The organism is Citrobacter sp. JGM124, from assembly GCF_018257795.1.
Lineage (GTDB): Bacteria > Pseudomonadota > Gammaproteobacteria > Enterobacterales > Enterobacteriaceae > JGM124.
Map to the genome: position 1 here is coordinate 66,932 of NZ_JAERJD010000003.1, position 17,775 is coordinate 84,706.

Genomic DNA, 17,775 nt, shown 5'->3' on the forward strand with positions numbered 1-17,775 from the left:
CATTTTTTACTGTCTATAATATTTTGATATATCATACAGTTACTTCGCTAACGTAAGTTTTCGTTCTATTGGACTTCAGCCCCCTAAACGTACACGTCATCGCCTGCCAAATATGCTTAAAAAATAGACTAATTAGCTGCGCCGGAAATTTCGACGGTTCCGGCACAGAATCCCAGAAAAAATGCGTGTCTGGAGATTATGTTACGGAAGCATCGCATCGAAATACTTCATTTCTTCCTGGTAGCTTCTTACAAGGCAATCGCTCACTTCAGCTGTTTCAGCATCAGTTCCTTTCGAATCAATCGTTTCCAATTGGCATTTTTTATCAATCATTTCCCCCCATGATTTTTTTAGCTCAGTAATCAGTAAGTTATACTCTGGATTGTTATTGATTTGTGCATCAACAGATTTGTTCAAATTATCTAATGCTGCTTTTACTTCCCCTATTTTTTTTTGATTAATGCTCGCAAGCTGGCTATTTTCCTCCTCAGAAAATGTGGCAACACTTGCAGCAGAATATGAAGCAAAAAAAGCGAACAAAATATATTTAACTTTCATAAGATCTAACTCTCCTTAAAAATCTATCTTGTGGAACGTTTGACCATTGAGTTCTATTTGACAATACCTGACCGAGTGAAGATAAATCACCAGAATATGCGTACCGCTGAATTAAAGAACGAGCATGGGGCGTGTAATCCCCACGGTATCTAAGATCTACAAGCACCTCTTTTATTTTTTCTGGAATATCATTCCATGCTTGTACTGGTGTGGTATTTAGATTCGGATGATACACCCTAATTGTATCAGGCCTCTGACATATTCTTTTTACATCATCCTCTAACCTATTGTAAGTAATAACAAAAAGATCGTGTTGCTGTTTCCTTGTTATCTCATAACCACTAATGCTGTTATCTGCTGATTTATAACGGTTTTCAGCATCCAAACCAGACAATCCCTTTGATTCTAGAAGCCAACTATTTAACGGTTGACTTAATTCAATAGAGTCAAAATCTGATGATGGGTCATTTTGCTGCCCTAGATCATATCCTCGACCAATTGTTATTCCCGAAACACCTCCTGGCCAATGAATATGACGACTAAAATAAGGACTGTCGTTATTATCATTACCCTCAGCATCAAATGTTAGCTGACCTTTAGGTACAGTTAACCATTTTATATCCATATCATCATCACCGGACATTACATATAAAAACTCAAGCGGATGAAAATGCCATACTGACCGCTGACTGGCGAACGGCGGAACCTTATCCATCCAGCGCGTGGCATCCAAAAATCCCCTGTTGGCCAACTGCACAACAGGACTTTCTTGCCTGCCCTTAAATACCGATGACCAGCGTGTATCATCGCGGATACTGTGCCAGTCGCTGTCATGTTTCACTATCAGCCGCCGCGCATATTCCGGAATGTTCATCTGGTTCGTATGCAACGCGCCAAACAGTAATTCATCCTGAGATTTATCGGGATACGGACTCGGCGATATTCGTTTTTCAGCATTGCGGATCAGGCTGTCATAAAATATTTTGGCCTGTGAGCTTTGTGGTCCTTTTTCACCATCAAAGTGCGAGCTGATGCTTCTCAGGGCGTCAATCAGCCAGCATTCATCCAGCGTACGGGTAAAATCGGTGGTGTGTTCAGCCTCAATACAGTGAAAGTTTAGCTCCGCTAAATCATGCTGACTGAGCTGCTCCACGTCGTCCTGGTGCATCCACGTATGCGGGCGGATCTGAAAGTATGTGACCCCGGTTTTATCCGTAAATGGGTATGTGACGTCACGTGGAATAATTTTTCCGGCATCGACACGGGTAATGGCGCTTATCTGCTCAAAGGCACTTTCCTCCCCCTCCCCATTTCGCAGGTAGAGTGGCCGTTTCAGCTTCAGCTTAATAAACTGTTTGCCCGTTTTGATGCCCTTCACATTGGCTACAACATCCGGCACATGCGCGTCGAGACTCAGCAGCTCGATATGGGCTTTATAGTCCGTGGTGATTATCTGCGGATAGTTATCTTCGTCGGCCAGATCCTGAGCACCGAGGAACCCGACCGCATCCCCTGCCTTCACCGTCACTTTCAGCGGCACAGATGGCACCACCACATCATCAAACACGCCGTGATTCAGTGCATTGTGCATCCACTCTGGCAGGCACACGTAACACATGCCATCGGGCTCCAGATATTCCGGACGCACCGAGACCCAGAACAGATCACCTGCGGGTTTACCGTCCCGAAGACGTTGCACCAGGGCGAACGACTCCGATTGTTTTCCCAGTAGAAACGATTGCTGTTGCAGTACGGCAAGCGTGTCGCCCTGAACGAGCGTTCTGGTGTGGCCGTGTTTGTTTGCCAGTACGTCTGGCGCGATTTCACGGCTGTCATCGTGGCGGGAGTGTTTACGCATTCGCACGCCGTGGCCTTTCTGCGTGACCCGGTAAAGCGGGCGTTTCGGGAATTCTGACAATGGCGCGATGTGCATGTAAAGCTGGTACAGCGTCAGCCACGATGATTCATCCTGTTCGTCGGGCTTGTACAGCGATTTGACCAGAACAAAGGTGCCGGACTGGCGCAAAGGACGTTCCTGATAACACTCGATAGCCGCGTAATCGCGGTTAACCCGCCATGCAACCACCTCGCCGTCCATCATGAACTGGAGCGGCACGGATTTTTCCGGCGTGTCCTGATTCAGTACCGAGGCCGGAGATGATGACGTCCCGATGTGGATCCCCCCGTGCCAGTAACGATTCACGCCAAGTAACCACCAACCGTGGGCGTTTTTGCGGATGTCGGTCAGCAGCTCGTCATAGTTCTTATAGTCCCGTCCGTCGGCTTTCCGTACCGGATAACGTATGTTCATCATCTTTCCTTAAGTTAAATCGCTAACGCTATGATCATCGCAGGGAGTTCAAAAAAGGGAAGCAGAAATTAAGGAAACTGTATTGCGATATATGACGCGTTGCCATGCCGCCTTCCTTTCCTGAAGAAGGACGACAATATCCGTTTTGTATTTTTCCGTATTTTTGGTTGAGAACCACGACGGCATAAAGGTTAATCCCGTGTCGATATCGGTCGTATTGTTGAACCATTTCCACTAAGAACGGACTACGCCAACATTTCACACGTATTATGAACAGACGCGCAGAAAGAAAGGATCTCAAGAACAACCTTTCTTTCTGCGAGGAATATCTTTCCCTGTAAAAACTATCTGGATTATTATTTAACCGGTTTAATCTGATAAAAAACGTCGCCATTTTTATTCGTGTATTTGTCGCCTCTTACCTGGACACAAGGCTCTCCATCACAGGTAGTGATATTGGCGAGCGGGGCTTTTTGTTCCCATTCGGCTTTTTTCATCTGCATCAGCGCTATCTGTTCGTAGCCATCGTCAATAAACCACACAGGAGGCCATAACGAAGATGATAGTCAACACGAGATAATTGGCGGATTTCCATATATAGCGCGACATTTCTCGGCGTAGGGTATATACCGACTCCTGAGCGGTGCTGACTATCTGATTCAGGGCATTGACAGCGGGTTTCTGCTGATCTGCCCCGGCCGGCCTGTTTCAGGTCACTTTCAACCTGACGCAGTGCAACGCTGACCAGTGCCTGATGCACTGTCCAGCCTCGCTTTTCCTGCACCTGCTGATGCCCGACAAGGGCGGTAATCTGTTTAATTTCATCGCTCATAGAATAGGCTCTGCTTACCGTGACCACCCACGGTGTGGTTTCTGTATTTTCAGCCCGTCGGTGCGTTGCAGAAGAGCTTGTTCATATTTTCGCTGCTGCTCAGCAGGAGCAATTCGCGCCTGTTGCTCCATCATCTCCTGATGAATGCCCTTAAATTCTGTCATTGAATCATTAATCAGGAACTGGAGGTCAATGTCGTTCTGTATCTCTTTCAGGGCATCGTGAATCAGCCCATTGAATTTTTCAGGCTCTTTTTCAAAATCGAAGGTGCTGTCATGGACGGCTTTCTGGTCAGGAGCGGGCTCCTGCTTTAGCGTCAGATTATTCCGTTCACGGAGGGCTTCCCGTAGCGAGGAGGTCACATTAATGACGCTGTCACGTTCATCACGGCAGTGTTGCGCCTGTCTTTCGGCTTTCAGTCAGTGTTTTTTGCTCAAGTGATGCTCGGGTTGCCAATTTCTTTTTTAACTCTGGAGTGATCCGAAAGCTCAGGATCAAAGTCTTTTCAGCCATGGTCTGTATACGCTGTAATATTTACCGTATATGCCTTATACCACCTGATTTCCTTGTGTAAATGGGCTTGTTTGGTGTAAACATCAGCAGGAAAACTAAGGCACGAGACCGATTGAAGACAAAACTAAAAAGTTTTTTTGCATCGGTGTGCTCTGGGGGCCCTGATATCCCAAAGACTCTACGAGTCAAAAGCCAGGACAAAGTCAAAAATGGCTTAACAGGTGTGAGTGATAACAACCATCTCGAACAAGTTTTGTAGGCAATTTTGAGCGTCAAGATTGAGCCGCTTCGCGGTCGCCGATGGCGAATACTGACCCCAAAAAATGCCCGAACGGCAGTGTGGGAGCTATCTTTTTCAGGACAGGATGTGCATTTGTAATACCGCGCATGCGACGGTATCACAAATACCCTGGTCAGGGCTGCGTCCCGACACCCCGCCAAAGCCTCACGAACGCGAAAAAATTTCGCGTCCGTTCATTGTTTCAGGAGCTGTGCTTTTAGCTCCCGGATTCATGTAAGAGGCTTAATTTTTTCCCACTAAATATTGTCGTGATAGTCAACTGGTCATCACGCATCGTCCTTTTTTAGTGGAGGTTTACATGGACTTTAAATTTTTAAGCCACGTTAACGTGGTACCGGATATCATCGGCTCGCTGTTTAGCATCGCCGCAGCAGTGATCGTTATCTGGCAAAGCAGTTTTGCGTGATTAGAATGTCCCTTCTTGGGCGTTCACTGCGTCTTTACGCTGTTACCGCCCCTCATGCAATTCCGTGCATAGCCATGCAGATGATTAAAACTTATCAGGCGCATTTTTCGCGGTTACAGCCGGGAAAAGGTACTGGAAACGACCATCAGGACGCAGAAACGCTCTGAGAGGGGGCGTGTAATAGTGCCGTTATGTTAAATCAAGACAGTTAATTCCCAACATTGCTTAGCCACTCCAGTGTATCCGCTCGTTCCCGAGTCATATCCAGCTCGCATCCAGAGCTGAACAACATATCGATCGTTCCCCCTGTCAATGTGGCCTGCATACCGCAATTAGCCTCTTTGTATTTGAGCCACAGACGCTGTGTATCCCGCAGATTTATCTTTTGCTTGGCGGTGAGCACGGACATTGCCCGCTTATAGTTTTTATTCAACCGGGCATCCTGCATCTTTAGCTCATCCTGATTGCAGTTGAGCATATTGGATGTCACACCTTCACTTTTATCTATGCAGATTTTGTAATCTGCGGAGTAACTTTCAGCAGCACTGGTATGTGATGAGAGTGCCAGCAGGAAAGCAGGTATGATGATTATCCGATTCATGGGGTAGTTCCTTCTGTCAGTAGGTCGTTTTATTTATTCGGTAACATCTTAATCCAAAGTGGAATTTCGGTTAAGTTTCTCTCTGTGTATGATGGGGCGGTATTTAACCAGAGAAATTAAAAGGATTTATTATGCCGAAGCCGGAAAACGGCCCGCAGCTCCCGGCCATTCGCTGGCCGGTGCCGAATAAGCGGGGCGGGGAGTTCCGTAGCCTGGAAGAGATGCTGGCGCATCTGGAAGGCGAGGCTACAGGACACTGGCTGATTGGCCGTAATGGTATGTGATCTCCCCGGTATAACCCGGAACAGTACCGGCGTGCGGTGCAGAACCCGTCAATGCACGATCGCCTGTACAGATTGTGCGTGAAGCACCCCAGCGCCTGGTACTACTCGTCGGAAACTCCAGTGTGGAAAGCGTTCTTTACGCCACAGCTGAAAAGAGATGCACCGGAATGGTATGCCTACAGCATGAAGTTCCTGACGGACATCCGCTGGATGTACCGTGTGGCGGGGATGGTGGAAAATCCGTGGCACCTGCATCCGCTGGTGTTTCTTGATGCCGTAGCTGAAAGATATTGTGATACGATCGATTTTGATACGAGCTTAGGTATTTATAGAATATCAAAAAATCAGCGAATTTAATTCTAAAAGCCGAAGGTTATCAAAAATCCCCTTATGTACCGAAAGGTAGTAGCGCGAGTGGTGTCACTATTGGGTATGGTTATGATTTAAGGCAACAAACTATATCTAAAATGAAATCCATGCTTTATGGTTATTTTACTAATTCACAGATAGTTAGGCTTGAAAAAGCTATTGGGCTAACAGGGAATGATGCTCAGGCTATTATTCCTTCGCTAAGCGACATCACCATTAGCAAGGAAGATGCAGTGTCTTTGGTTATGAAGATGAAGTCAAAATATGCACAGATAGTTGTGGATACATACCCCGAAATTTTAACTACTCATCCTCACTGTCAAGGTGCAATTGTCCACTCCCCATTAGGTAAGTTTTAACTGAGTGGCTTTGAGTACAAATCCCCTGAATATGATGTTCGCTGCGACTGATATTGATTAGAGAGTGAGCAGCAATTCGAGCATTAGCATTGATATAAACAAAGTGCATTTCCTCCATGTGCCTGCCTCAGAGTATCAAATAGTATCCCCTTAGTACGCCGTCAAAATTTCGCTGTCGCCATTTTGTCGCCATGAAGAAATAGGGTGGTTTCTAAGTGATTGATTATGAATGGGCAGAATAACAGGCAATAAAAAACCCATCAACCTTGAACCGAATGGGCGGGGTTGACGGGCTCCACAAATTGGGGACATCAAAGAAAAGCAGTGGCACTAATTAAGACTGATAACCGGGTAAAAAGTTCGCAGGAAAATAAAAAAAAGTATTTGTTTATTTACCTGGCAACTTAAGGCTAACCAGGCCAGATAATAACGATCAGGGTCCCTGCCAGGGTGAGTAGCACGTTCGCGATAGCATAGGTGCCAGCGTAGCCGAGAGCAGGAATGTTACTGCGGGCGGTATCGCTGATAATCTCCATGGCAGGGGCGCAGGTACGGGCCCCCATCATGGCACCGAATAGCATGGCACGGTTCATGCGTAATACATAGGCACCGAACAGGAAGCAGATAACCACCGGTAACAGGCTGACAATCAAACCAGCAATCAGAATTTGTCCCCCTATGGCCCCTAATCCATTACTGATACCGCTACCTGCGCTTAAGCCAATGCCTGCCATAAATACCATTAAACCAAACTCTTTGACCATATTCAGTGCCCCTTGGGGGATATAGCCGAAGGTCGGGTGGTTGGCACGTAAAAAACCCAGCATAATGCCAGAAAAGAGCAAGCCTGCGGCATTACCGATCCCAAAATTAAAGGTACTGAACTGGAAGGTAATCATACCGACCATCAGTCCGATAATGAAAAATGCACAAAATGCCAGTAAATCAGTTATTTGACTATGAACTGAGATAAACCCGATCCGCTCTGCTACCCGTTTTACCCGTCGGGCATCGCCACTGACTTGCAGCACGTCACCTTTATTCAGCACGATGTTGTCGTCAATGGGCATCTCTATCTGGCTGCGGATCACACGATTAAGGAAGCAGCCCTGATCTGTTAGCTTAATCTGGCCCAGGCGGCGCCCCACCGCATGATGGTTCTTTACCACGATTTCTTCCGTCACAATCCGCATGTCGAGTAAGTCCCGGTCAAAGACTTCTTTACCGTTACGGAAGCTGGGATCAAGGCGTGAGTGGGCGTCGGGGTAGCCAACCAGTGATATTTCATCGCCAATATGTAAGACCGCGTCCCCGTCCGGATTAGCGAGAATACCATTACGACGAATCCGCTCAATATAACAGCCCGTCTGGCGATGAATCCCCAGCTCACGCAAATTTTTGCCGTCTATCCATGCCACCAGTTCCGGGCCTACGCGATAAGCACGAATGATCGGGAGATACACCTTACGGCTTGAGTCGGCATCCAGACCCCGTTCACGGGCGATTTGCTGGGCACTGGTTTGCAGATCCTGATGTTGTAATTTGGGCAGGTAGCGGGCCCCAAGAATCAAACTGACCAGACCGATTAAGTAGGTCAAAGCATAACCGAGGCTTAAGTTATCCAGCTGTGAGGCAAGCTGGCTGCTGGGCATACTGGAGTTACGCAGAATGTCACCTGCACCGACCAGTACTGGGGTTGACGTCATTGAACCCGCCAGCATGCCAGCGGTCAGGCCGATATCCCAGCCGAATAGATGCCCGAGACCAAGCGCAATAAATAGCGCACTGGCAACCATGACCAGGGCGAGGATAAGATAGTTTTTACCATCACGGAAAAAGATGGAAAAGAAGTTAGGACCCGCTTCAATGCCGACGCAAAAAATAAACAGCATAAAGCCGAGATTGAGTACGTCCGTGTTTATCGTAAAGTGCTGATGCCCGAGGAGTAAAGAGACGACCAGGACGCCAATAGAGCTGCCTAGTTGTATTGGCCCCAGACGAAGCTTGCCCAGGCAAAGGCCTAAAGCCAGCACGACAAACAGTAACAAAATGTAATTGTTACTCAATAGTTCAGCCACATTTATATTCACGATTTTTACTTATGATTGCACAATCTGATTGAAAAGAATGGTTTGTGTATCTTATCGATACAATGGAGCGACGACTGATTATCGGCGGATATCATAACGGTGTACATAGCAGGTAACCCTGTCAGACAGTCTAGTTTAATATATCCCAGTAACCAATGAGAATAATGCACAGCAAATGAAATTTTTTGCGATCAGGCAGGTTGCAGCAGGGTGATTGTGTGGGCGGGCAATAAAGAAGGGTGAATCAGGCTTACCGATTCACCCGGGATAACATTATTCAGCGCTTTTGAACAGGTTAAGGTGCTCTTTCGCATAGGCTTCAAAGTCGGTGCAGCCGCCGATATGTTTTTCATCAAGGAAGATTTGTGGCACGGTTTCAACCGGTTTGCCTACAGTCTTTTCAAGATCTGCTTTGGTGATGCCTTCAGCATGAATATCAACATAGCGGAAGCTAAAATCATCGCGCTCAGCCGTCAACTTTTCAGCAAGCTCTTTAGCACGGACACAATACGGGCAGCCAGGACGTCCAAAAATTACAGCAAACATGATATTTCCTCTATTTTTCGCCGATACAAACCGGCAGATGACCCCTATGATGCCGCCTAAGACGGGGTTTGCCAAGAAGGCTTTACCTGTTAGTTTGATACCCGTAGTCTATCCTGGCACTACAGTTGCCGGGCGAAAGAGGGTAATCGCCTCTGATTCGTTATATCACAGACTCGCCTGCTGGCGGTTGAGCCCTGAATCAGGGGGGGCAGACGGACTGACGCTATTGCTGTTCAGTATGACTTGACTAATAACCCGGGAAAATTTAATGACACCCACTATTGAGTTACTCTGCTCACATCGTTCTATTCGCCGCTTTCGCGACGAGGCCATCACGGAACCCCAGCGTGCGGCGATTATCGCCAGTGCGCAGTCGGCGTCCAGTTCCAGCTTTCTTCAATGTAGCTCGATTATCAGGGTCACTGATCCTGCGCTGCGAGCAAGCCTGGTCCCCCTGACGGGCGGGCAGCAACATGTCGCTGAAGCGGCAGAGTTCTGGGTATTTTGTGCCGATTTTCAGCGTAATTTTGAAATTTGCCCCGAGGCTGAACTGGAGCTGGCTGAACAGCTGTTGATTGGTGTCGTCGACACGGCAATTCTGGCACAGAATGCAGTTGTTGCCGCCGAGTCATTAGGTCTGGGGGCGGTTTATATTGGCGGCATCCGTAATCATATTGAATCGGTAGGGGAATTACTTAAGGTCCCCAAATATGTACTGCCCCTGTTTGGTTTATGTCTGGGATGGCCAGCAGAAGAGCCAGGCCAGAAACCGCGCATGCCGGCAGAAATGCTAGTGCATGAAAACCAGTATCAGCCATTAAATAGACAGCAACTGGAAAAGTATGACGCCACACTGGCCGAATATTATCATCAGCGTACCACCCATGCCCGAACCGATAACTGGAGCGAGCACATTAAGCGGACACTGGCAAAAGAGAGCCGTCCTTTTATTCTTGACTACCTTCATCGTCAAGGATGGGCCACGCGTTAGCCTCCCATCAGGAGGCTGTTTCGGTCCCCACAGCATTATCCCCTGAATGCGCTTTCCCCTCGACAATTAATTGATGTGTCTGACCACATCTGGTTTGTTAGCCGGTCGTTGAATGTAAATGGGAGTGCTATGATACGAACAATATCGGATCAGTTTTGTTGCGCAGAGGTACAGATTGAAGATCGCTATTTTATCCCGGGATAGAGCACTCTATTCGTGTAAGCGATTACGTGAAGCGGCAATGCAACGGGGTCACTTGGTGGATGTAATCGATCCTTTGTCTTGTTATATGAATATCGATCCCACCGCCCCCTCTGTGCACTACAAAGGCCAGCAGTTACCCCATTACCATGCGGTGATCCCCAGAATAGGGTCAGCGGTGACATTTTATGGCACAGCGGTCCTGCGGCAGTTTGAAATGTTAGGAAGCTACCCGTTAAATGAATCTGTCGCCATCACCAGAGCGCGGGATAAACTACGCTCGTTGCAACTCCTGGCAAGGCAGGGGATTGATCTTCCTGTTACCGGTTTTGCACATTCCCCTGATGACACTAATGATTTAATTAACCGTGTGGGTGGGGCTCCGTTGGTAGTGAAGCTGGTGGAAGGCACCCAGGGGATTGGGGTTGTTCTGGCAGAAACACGTCAGGCAGCGGAAAGTGTGATTGACGCGTTTCGCGGACTCAATGCCCATATTCTGGTGCAAGAGTATATTAAAGAAGCGAAAGGCAGGGATATTCGTTGCCTGGTAGTGGGCAACAGGGTGGTTGCATCGATTGAACGCCAGGCAAAGGCCGGTGATTTTCGCTCGAATCTGCACCGGGGTGGTACAGCACGTTCAATCGCCATTACCGAAAAAGAAAGGGAGATTGCCCTGCGAGCGACCAGTACTCTGGGGCTGGACGTTGCCGGGGTGGATATTTTACGGGCTGACCGTGGCCCGCTGGTAATGGAGGTCAATGCTTCTCCCGGCCTCGAAGGGATAGAAAAGGCCAGCGGGATTGATATTGCGAAGCTGATGATCGAGTGGGTCGAGCAGCAAGCACAACCTGATTATCGCCTCAAAACGGGTGGATAAGAACCAATTACTGCTTATTCGTGGTAAGAATGCCGATTTTTGCGTACCATGATGCGTAAAATATTATACAGGTCATGAGGTTTTTGCTGTTATGGATTCACTTGTTATTCCCACTCTGGATATATTACGTCGCTGGCTGGATGATAACGGCGTGAGTTTCTTTGAGTGTGACACCTGCCAGGCACTGCACTTGCCCCATATGCAGAACTTTGATGGTGTCTATGATGCAAAAATCGATCTGCTGGACGATGTTATTTTATTTTCAGCTCTGGCTGAGGTTAAGCCCACTGCGTTGTTACCACTGGCGGCAGATATTTCCGCGATTAATGCCAGCTCTCTGACGGTAAAAGCGTTTCTGGATATCCAGGATGATAACCTACCCAAGCTTGTCGTCTGTCAGTCATTAAACGCCTCGGTGGGTATTACACCGCACCAGTTTGCGGCGTTCTTGAAGCAGAGCGAGGAGCAAATATCCATGGTTATTTTGGAAGCTAATGCCAATCAGCTGTTATTTACGACGGAAGAAGAGGGTGAAGCCGAAGAAAAAATACATTTCCTGCACTAGTTTCTGAGATAAACCGTTAAGGTCGTAGACTTGTCGGCGGTCAGTGATACATGATATTTAGCTATGGATGGTTAATAAATATCACTAAACGCTCATTCCATATAAATGTGATGGAGATCTATTGGGTGGTGTACAAAATTGTACTCATGCCATTTAAAATTTAGAACACGGTATCTGCTGTGTTGTCTTTATCTATTGCCGACCTTCAATGCAAGGAGCTGAAGTCTGTGGACATGATAAAAAAGAAGAATTGCCTGCATGCCAGGCTTAATATTCCAACATTTGTTCTGATAGCCGCCATCGGGATCATCACGACTCGCTGCCTGGATTTGGTGTTGCTGTGTAATATGCTCGGGGTTTCTGGACTGACCGAATTCCTGTACCTGAGTATGCAGACATGGGCGTTGCGACTGATATTCTTTAGCAGCCTTGTTATGCTGGTCGTCGAATTTTATTGTGCTGTCTCCATCATCAAGGGATATAACTGGGGTCGCTGGGTTTTTCTTGGCACACAAGTTATTGCGGTAGGTTATCTGTGGGGCGCGTCACTGGGGTTTGGTTACCCGGAACTCTTCAGTATTGCAGGTGAAACACAGCAAGAAATTCTTCGTTCATTGGTTATTCAGAAGACACCTGATTTACTGGTGTTGTTCCTCCTCTTTGTTCCCTCGCGAGCCCGGCTTTTTTTCAGGCGGCAATAAGCACAGAGTGTTACAATCCACGCCCTCGTTTTTTGTCAGGGTTTTATTATGGATTGCGCGCTTTATGACGCGGATCGCTGTCACTCCTGTCAATGGCTGAAACAACCCATTGCCGATCAACTCGCCGCGAAGATGGATAATCTTCATCAGCTACTCCATGGGATGGCGATAACGCACAACTATCCCCCGGTCAGTGGTCCAGAACGTGCGTTTCGTAACAAAGCTAAAATGGTCGTCAGTGGCAGTGTTGAACGGCCACTGCTTGGTATGTTGCATCGTAATGGCACACCTGAAGATTTGACCGAATGCCCCCTGTATCCACCTTCCTTTGCTTCCGTATTCAGTGAGCTTAAACCTTTCATTGCACGTGTGGGGCTGACACCTTATAACGTTGCGCGAAAAAGGGGTGAGTTGAAATATATACTGATAACAGAGAGCCAGTTGGATGGCGGGATCATGCTGCGCTTTGTCTTGCGTTCCGAAGCAAAGGTTGAGGCTTTACAGCGCTCACTACCTGAATTGCAGGCCCGGCTACCCCAGCTCAAAACGGTTTCCGTCAATATTCAGCCCGTGCATATGGCTATTATGGAAGGGGAACTGGAAATTCCGCTGACAGCAGAACAGGCCCTTGCAGAAAATTTCAATAGTGTGCCGTTATTTATTCGCCCACAAAGTTTTTTCCAGACGAATCCGCACGTAGCTTCAGCATTATATGCGACGGCCAGAGACTGGGTTCGGGAGCTATCTGTAAAACATATGTGGGATCTGTTTTGCGGGGTGGGAGGCTTTGGCCTGCATTGTGCCGCCCCTGAAATGAAACTCACAGGTATTGAAATTGCCCCGCAAGCTATTGCCTGTGCCCAGCGTTCAGCGGCCTTATTGGGGCTGAAAAATATTCAATTTCAGGCGCTGGATTCCACGGCTTTTGCTACCGGACAGCAGCAGAATATGCCGGATCTGGTACTGGTGAATCCGCCTCGTCGTGGTATTGGCCCCGCTTTGTGTGACTATTTGAGTGAAATGCGTCCACCCTTTATTGTCTATTCCAGCTGCAATGCTGAAACGATGGCCCGGGATCTCAGAATGTTGCCTGATTATCATATCCAGCGGATCCAATTATTTGATATGTTCCCGCACACCGCCCACTACGAAGTGCTGGTGCTATTGATTCGTCATGACAAGGGGTAACACAGTGCATCCCCCTCTTCAGGGGAATGCACTCTCTTATTTTACCCGGGGGATTATTGCGGGAACCATTTATCATTAATTTTTTGATAGGTGCCATCAGCTTTAATGGCCGCCAGGGCGTTATTCAGTTTTTCTAATAACGCTGGATTATCTGGGCGAACGGCAATGCCCAGACCGGTGCCAAAGTATTCTGGATCAGTGACATGTTCACCGACAGTACCCAGCTGAGGGTTGGTTTTTAGCCATTCATTCACGACTGCAGTATCACCAAATACCCCATCGATACGGCCATTTTTTAAGTCAATAAAAGCATTCTGGTAGCTGTCATAGGCCACAGTATTCACTTCAGGGTGTTTGTCATGAATAAATTTCTGATGTGTTGTACCATTTTCCAGACCAATACGTTTACCCTTCAAGGCGGCAAAAGAGTCATATGCCCCTTTTTTGGCGATCACGACTGCTGAATTTTCATAATAAGGGGCAGTGAAAGAGACTTGCCTGGCACGCTCTGGGGTGATGTCCATCCCCGAAATAACTGCATCATATTTACGGAACTTCAGGGCAGGGATCAGACTGTCGAATGGGTTATTGGTAAAAGTACATTCAGCCTGCATTTGTTTGCATAGCGCCTTTGCCAAATCGATATCAAAACCGACGATTTGGTTACTGGCATCCAGAGATTCAAAAGGGGGATAGGTTGCGGAGGAAGCAAAGTTGATTTTGTCAGCTGCGCTAGCATTGAAGGCGGCTGTGGCTAATAAGGCGGCTAACAGTAACTTCTTCATGGGGGCTCCAGTCTATAGGTATGATGATTTAATCACCGTTTCAGGCGTTATGTAACCATGCCAGCAAATGAATTTATATGCAATAAATATGTATTATTATTTATTTTAAGGTAAAAAAAAACGAGGCGTTTATCCTCGTTCTTTTGCGTGGGTATGTCTCTTAATCAGTTACGGCGTTCAAATGCCAGCGCTCGGCGTTCAATTAAGCGCATCATCAGGGTCAGTAACCCGTTAACCACTAAATAGACAATTCCTGCGGCGCCAAATACGGAAACATCATAGGTTCGTCCATACAGTTGCTGGGCATAACCCATTACTTCCATCAGGGTAATGGTATAAGCCAGTGAAGTGCTCTTGAATACCAGCACGACTTCGTTAGAGTAGGACGATAGCGCACGTTTAAAAGCGTAAGGTAACAAAATCGCTAAGGTACTTTTCTTGCTCATTCCCAGTGCGCTACAGGATTGCCACTGACCTTCTGGTATGGCACGAATCGCCCCGTGGAATAATAAAGTAGTATAAGCGGCACTGTTTAATGACAAGGCTATTAAGGCACATAACCATGGCTCAGAGAGCCAGCTCCAGATTAACGGATAGTGCTGAAGTGACGGAAACTGGCCTGGACCGTAGTAGATCAGGAAGATCTGTACCAATAACGGAGTCCCGGTAAAGAGCGTGATATAGCCACGCACCAGCAAACTCAGAACGGGGGTTTTTAAGGTCAGAATCACCGTGAATACCAGCGACAACAGCAATGCCAGAACAATCGACGCTGCGGTAAGTGTCAGGCTGGTATGCAGGCCTTTCATCAGCTCAGGTAAAAACTCGAGCATCAGCTGGGCCTCCGTTCAAAACGAGTCGCACGTAAATCAATGCGCTTTAAAATGTACTGACTCAGCAAGGTAATCACCAGATAAATCGCCGCTGCAATCACATACCAGGTAAAAGGCTCCTGGGTACGGGTAGCAATGCTTTTGGTTTGTAGCATCAGGTCATTAACGCTTATCAGCGAAACCAGAGCAGTATCCTTCAGTAATACCAGCCACTGATTACCCAGCCCGGGTAGTGCATGACGCCACATTTGTGGCATGACCAGGCGAAAGAAAATAGCTGATTTAGACAGACCCAAAGCCTGGCCTGATTCCCACTGTCCTGTTGGAACCGCTTTCAGTGCACCACGCAGAGTTTGTGAAGCATACGCTGCATAGAGTAAAGAGAGTGCGATAACCCCACACAGGAATGGGCTGACATCAAAATTGCTGATAGGTATCTGAATGGGGAAAGTAACGAACCCCAGATTGACGGTGAATCCGTCAGAAAGAATCAGTAATATTTGCGAAGAGCCGAAATAAATAAACAAGACCACCAGAATCTCAGGCAGGCCGCGCAGGACAGTCACCAGCGCCGTGGCCGTCCAGGCAAGCGGGCGACATTTTGTTAATTCCCACACAGCAAAAAACATTGCCAGTGCCAGGCCCACTATTAACGCGCAAACGGCAAGGCCGACGGTCATACCGGCGGCACTTGCTAATGGAAAAAATTCATTCATCGAATAGATTACTTCTGGAACCATTTGTCATAGATAGCCTGGTAGGTGCCATCCTGTTTCAGTTTTGCCAGTGCCGCATTCAGTTTAGTTTGCAGCTCCGTGTTGCCCTGACGTACCGCAATGCCCAGTCCAGTACCGAAGTAATCTTTGTCGGTAACTTTATCGCCTACGGGGGCCAGATTTGAACCGTCTTTCAACCATTCAGTGACTACCGCCGTGTCACCAAATACGGCATCGATGCGGCCACTTTGCAGATCAAGTTTGGCATTCTGGTAGCTGTCGTAAGGGCTGGTTTTAATTTCCGGATGCTTATCGGTAATAAATTTCTGATGGGTTGTTCCATTCTGAACACCCACTTTTTTGCCTTTTAATGAGGCGATATCCGCATTTTTGCCTTTCTGGCCAACGAACAGGGCTGAATTGTCGTAGTAAGGGTTGGTGAACAGCACCTGTTTTTGACGCTCAGGAGTGATATCCATACCCGCCATAACCACATCGAAACGACGGAATTTCAAACCAGGGATCAGGCTATCAAATGCCTGGTTGCTGAAAGTACAGGTGGCATCAATCTCTTTACACAGTGCATTCGCTAAATCAACATCAAAACCCACGATTTGGTTATTGGCATCAATAGACTCAAACGGAGGGTATGAGGCTTCAGTTGCAAAACGCAGAGTTTCCGCAGCAGTTGCTGAGAACGTCACGGCAGCTAACAGTGTGGCCAACAGAACTTTTTTCATTGTCGTTTTCCCGTCCAACATCAGTGAGAGAGATAAGATTTAAAAGCATCGGTTTGCGGGTGACTAAAGCAGCTCGCATCACCTTGTTCAACAATATGGCCATTTTCCATATAGATAACACGACTGGCTGTTTTGCGTGCAACTTCCACTTCGTGCGTGACAATGACCTGAGTAATTTTGGTTTCTGCCAATTCGTTAATGATACTGACTATTTGTGCCGTAATTTCAGGATCCAGTGCCGCCGTCGGTTCATCAAATAACAGCACTTGGGGTTCCATCATCAACGCACGTGCAATCGCGACGCGTTGCTGTTGCCCACCCGACAGATGTAGTGGATAACGATCGATATAAGGCGTCAGACGCAGGCGATCCAGTAATTTATTCGCGCGTTCACGAGCCTTTTCTTTGCTTAGGCCCAACACCCGGCAAGGGGCTTCAGTCAGGTTATCCAGTACACTCAGATGTGGCCAGAGATTATATTGCTGGAAAACCATCCCTACATTTTGACGCAACTCGCGAATCGCTTTATCGCCAGGTGTTTTGGAGAAATCAAAGGTGTTACCCGCAATACTCAAGGTACCAGAGCGTGGCATCTCCAGTAAATTAAGGACGCGCAACAGGGAACTTTTACCCGCGCCACTTGGGCCCAGCAACACCAGTGTTTCACCCTGCGGGCAGTTCAGTGTTATATCAAATAGCGCCTGATGGGCACCATAGAAGCAGTTAATGCCGTTTAGTTGAATACTCATGGATTGCGGTTTGCGGTTGAATAGCTCATTGAAGTAGAAAAGGGTACCTTTAACAGAATAGTTATGCAATCTTTGCGCGTTAAATCTTAAAATAAACCGATTTTCTTTCTTAAAATTAGCACAAAATAACGGCTGATGTTGGGGAATCCGGGTAAAATTGTTAATCATAATCGGTCCCTTTTTCAGGTGAACGTTACGATAGTGGGCCAATAATTTACAGTCAGGGCAGGTGTCTGGTTGCTGAGGCTATTCACGCCCT

General features: G+C 47.4%; 20 protein-coding genes. 7 read left to right on the plus strand and 13 right to left on the minus strand.

The window, feature by feature from the left end; genetic code table 11:
- Positions 1-201 precede the first annotated feature (201 nt).
- The 5 genes from JK154_RS05090 to JK154_RS05115 all read right to left on the minus strand — a co-directional run bounded on the left by JK154_RS05090 (position 202) and on the right by JK154_RS05115 (position 5,522).
- Positions 202-558 carry a hypothetical protein gene (locus tag JK154_RS05090; protein WP_211991436.1) on the minus strand — a complete coding sequence of 119 codons (357 nt, stop codon included), beginning with the start codon at positions 556-558 and terminating at the stop codon, positions 202-204.
- A complete protein-coding gene (locus JK154_RS05100; RefSeq protein WP_249215786.1) occupies positions 548-2,872 on the minus strand; it encodes a hypothetical protein in 2,325 nt (774 codons plus the stop codon). Before JK154_RS05100 ends, JK154_RS05090 begins: the two co-directional genes overlap by 11 nt.
- Before the next feature lie 505 nt (positions 2,873-3,377).
- Positions 3,378-3,701: a hypothetical protein gene (locus JK154_RS05105; RefSeq protein WP_283093657.1), complete on the minus strand. Its 324-nt coding sequence runs from the start codon at positions 3,699-3,701 to the stop codon at positions 3,378-3,380.
- Positions 3,702-3,715: 14 nt separating this feature from the next.
- Positions 3,716-4,063: a hypothetical protein gene (locus JK154_RS05110; protein WP_211991437.1), complete on the minus strand. Its 348-nt coding sequence runs from the start codon at positions 4,061-4,063 to the stop codon at positions 3,716-3,718.
- A gap of 1,066 nt (positions 4,064-5,129) precedes the next feature.
- Positions 5,130-5,522, minus strand: a complete 393-nt coding sequence (locus tag JK154_RS05115; protein ID WP_211991438.1) for a lysozyme inhibitor LprI family protein — start codon at positions 5,520-5,522, stop codon at positions 5,130-5,132.
- A 131-nt stretch (positions 5,523-5,653) separates the two neighbouring features.
- Here JK154_RS05115 and JK154_RS05120 point away from each other — a divergent pair, with 131 nt between their 5' ends.
- Positions 5,654-5,806: a hypothetical protein gene (locus JK154_RS05120; RefSeq protein ID WP_211991439.1), complete on the plus strand. Its 153-nt coding sequence runs from the start codon at positions 5,654-5,656 to the stop codon at positions 5,804-5,806.
- A gap of 51 nt (positions 5,807-5,857) precedes the next feature.
- Positions 5,858-6,163, plus strand: a complete 306-nt coding sequence (locus JK154_RS05125) for a hypothetical protein (RefSeq protein WP_211991440.1) — start codon at positions 5,858-5,860, stop codon at positions 6,161-6,163.
- Positions 6,164-6,478: 315 nt separating this feature from the next.
- Here the strand turns inward: JK154_RS05125 and JK154_RS05135 are convergent, their stop codons facing one another.
- The 3 genes from JK154_RS05135 to JK154_RS05145 form a co-directional block, all read right to left on the minus strand.
- Positions 6,479-6,643: a hypothetical protein gene (locus JK154_RS05135; protein WP_211991441.1), complete on the minus strand. Its 165-nt coding sequence runs from the start codon at positions 6,641-6,643 to the stop codon at positions 6,479-6,481.
- A 301-nt stretch (positions 6,644-6,944) separates the two neighbouring features.
- Positions 6,945-8,624, minus strand: coding sequence for an aspartate:alanine antiporter (locus JK154_RS05140; RefSeq protein ID WP_211991442.1), 1,680 nt, complete (start codon positions 8,622-8,624; stop codon positions 6,945-6,947).
- A 273-nt stretch (positions 8,625-8,897) separates the two neighbouring features.
- A complete protein-coding gene (locus tag JK154_RS05145; RefSeq protein ID WP_211991443.1) occupies positions 8,898-9,170 on the minus strand; it encodes a GrxA family glutaredoxin in 273 nt (90 codons plus the stop codon).
- A gap of 268 nt (positions 9,171-9,438) precedes the next feature.
- On the opposite strand from JK154_RS05145, the gene nfsA reads away from it, so the two are divergent.
- The 5 genes from nfsA (at position 9,439) to rlmC (ending at position 13,693) form a co-directional block, all read left to right on the plus strand.
- Positions 9,439-10,161: an oxygen-insensitive NADPH nitroreductase gene (gene nfsA, locus JK154_RS05150; protein ID WP_211991444.1), complete on the plus strand. Its 723-nt coding sequence runs from the start codon at positions 9,439-9,441 to the stop codon at positions 10,159-10,161.
- 175 nt (positions 10,162-10,336) lie between these two features.
- The gene (gene rimK, locus JK154_RS05155) at positions 10,337-11,239 is read left to right on the plus strand and encodes a 30S ribosomal protein S6--L-glutamate ligase (RefSeq protein WP_211991445.1); all 903 of its coding nucleotides are present in this window, start codon (positions 10,337-10,339) and stop codon (positions 11,237-11,239) included.
- 91 nt (positions 11,240-11,330) lie between these two features.
- Complete coding sequence (locus tag JK154_RS05160; RefSeq protein ID WP_211991446.1) at positions 11,331-11,804, plus strand: YbjN domain-containing protein; 474 nt, start codon at positions 11,331-11,333, stop codon at positions 11,802-11,804.
- 233 nt (positions 11,805-12,037) lie between these two features.
- On the plus strand, positions 12,038-12,505 hold the full coding sequence (locus tag JK154_RS05165; RefSeq protein WP_211991681.1) for a YbjO family protein: 468 nt from the start codon (positions 12,038-12,040) through the stop codon (positions 12,503-12,505).
- Between the two features lie 48 nt (positions 12,506-12,553).
- On the plus strand, positions 12,554-13,693 hold the full coding sequence (rlmC, locus tag JK154_RS05170) for a 23S rRNA (uracil(747)-C(5))-methyltransferase RlmC (protein ID WP_211991447.1): 1,140 nt from the start codon (positions 12,554-12,556) through the stop codon (positions 13,691-13,693).
- A 53-nt stretch (positions 13,694-13,746) separates the two neighbouring features.
- On the opposite strand, the gene artJ (JK154_RS05175) is transcribed toward rlmC, so the two are convergent.
- The 5 genes from artJ (JK154_RS05175) to artP form a co-directional block, all read right to left on the minus strand.
- Positions 13,747-14,478 (minus strand): ABC transporter substrate-binding protein ArtJ, encoded by a 732-nt coding sequence (gene artJ / locus JK154_RS05175; protein WP_211991448.1) that lies wholly within the window; start codon positions 14,476-14,478, stop codon positions 13,747-13,749.
- 164 nt (positions 14,479-14,642) lie between these two features.
- The gene (artM, locus tag JK154_RS05180; protein WP_211991449.1) at positions 14,643-15,311 is read right to left on the minus strand and encodes an arginine ABC transporter permease ArtM; all 669 of its coding nucleotides are present in this window, start codon (positions 15,309-15,311) and stop codon (positions 14,643-14,645) included.
- Positions 15,311-16,027: an arginine ABC transporter permease ArtQ gene (gene artQ / locus JK154_RS05185; protein ID WP_211991450.1), complete on the minus strand. Its 717-nt coding sequence runs from the start codon at positions 16,025-16,027 to the stop codon at positions 15,311-15,313. Before artQ ends, artM begins: the two co-directional genes overlap by 1 nt.
- Before the next feature lie 8 nt (positions 16,028-16,035).
- Positions 16,036-16,767, minus strand: coding sequence for an arginine ABC transporter substrate-binding protein (gene artJ / locus JK154_RS05190; protein WP_211991451.1), 732 nt, complete (start codon positions 16,765-16,767; stop codon positions 16,036-16,038).
- 20 nt (positions 16,768-16,787) lie between these two features.
- Complete coding sequence (artP, locus tag JK154_RS05195) at positions 16,788-17,516, minus strand: arginine ABC transporter ATP-binding protein ArtP (protein ID WP_211991452.1); 729 nt, start codon at positions 17,514-17,516, stop codon at positions 16,788-16,790.
- Between the last annotated feature and the right edge of the window lie 259 nt (positions 17,517-17,775).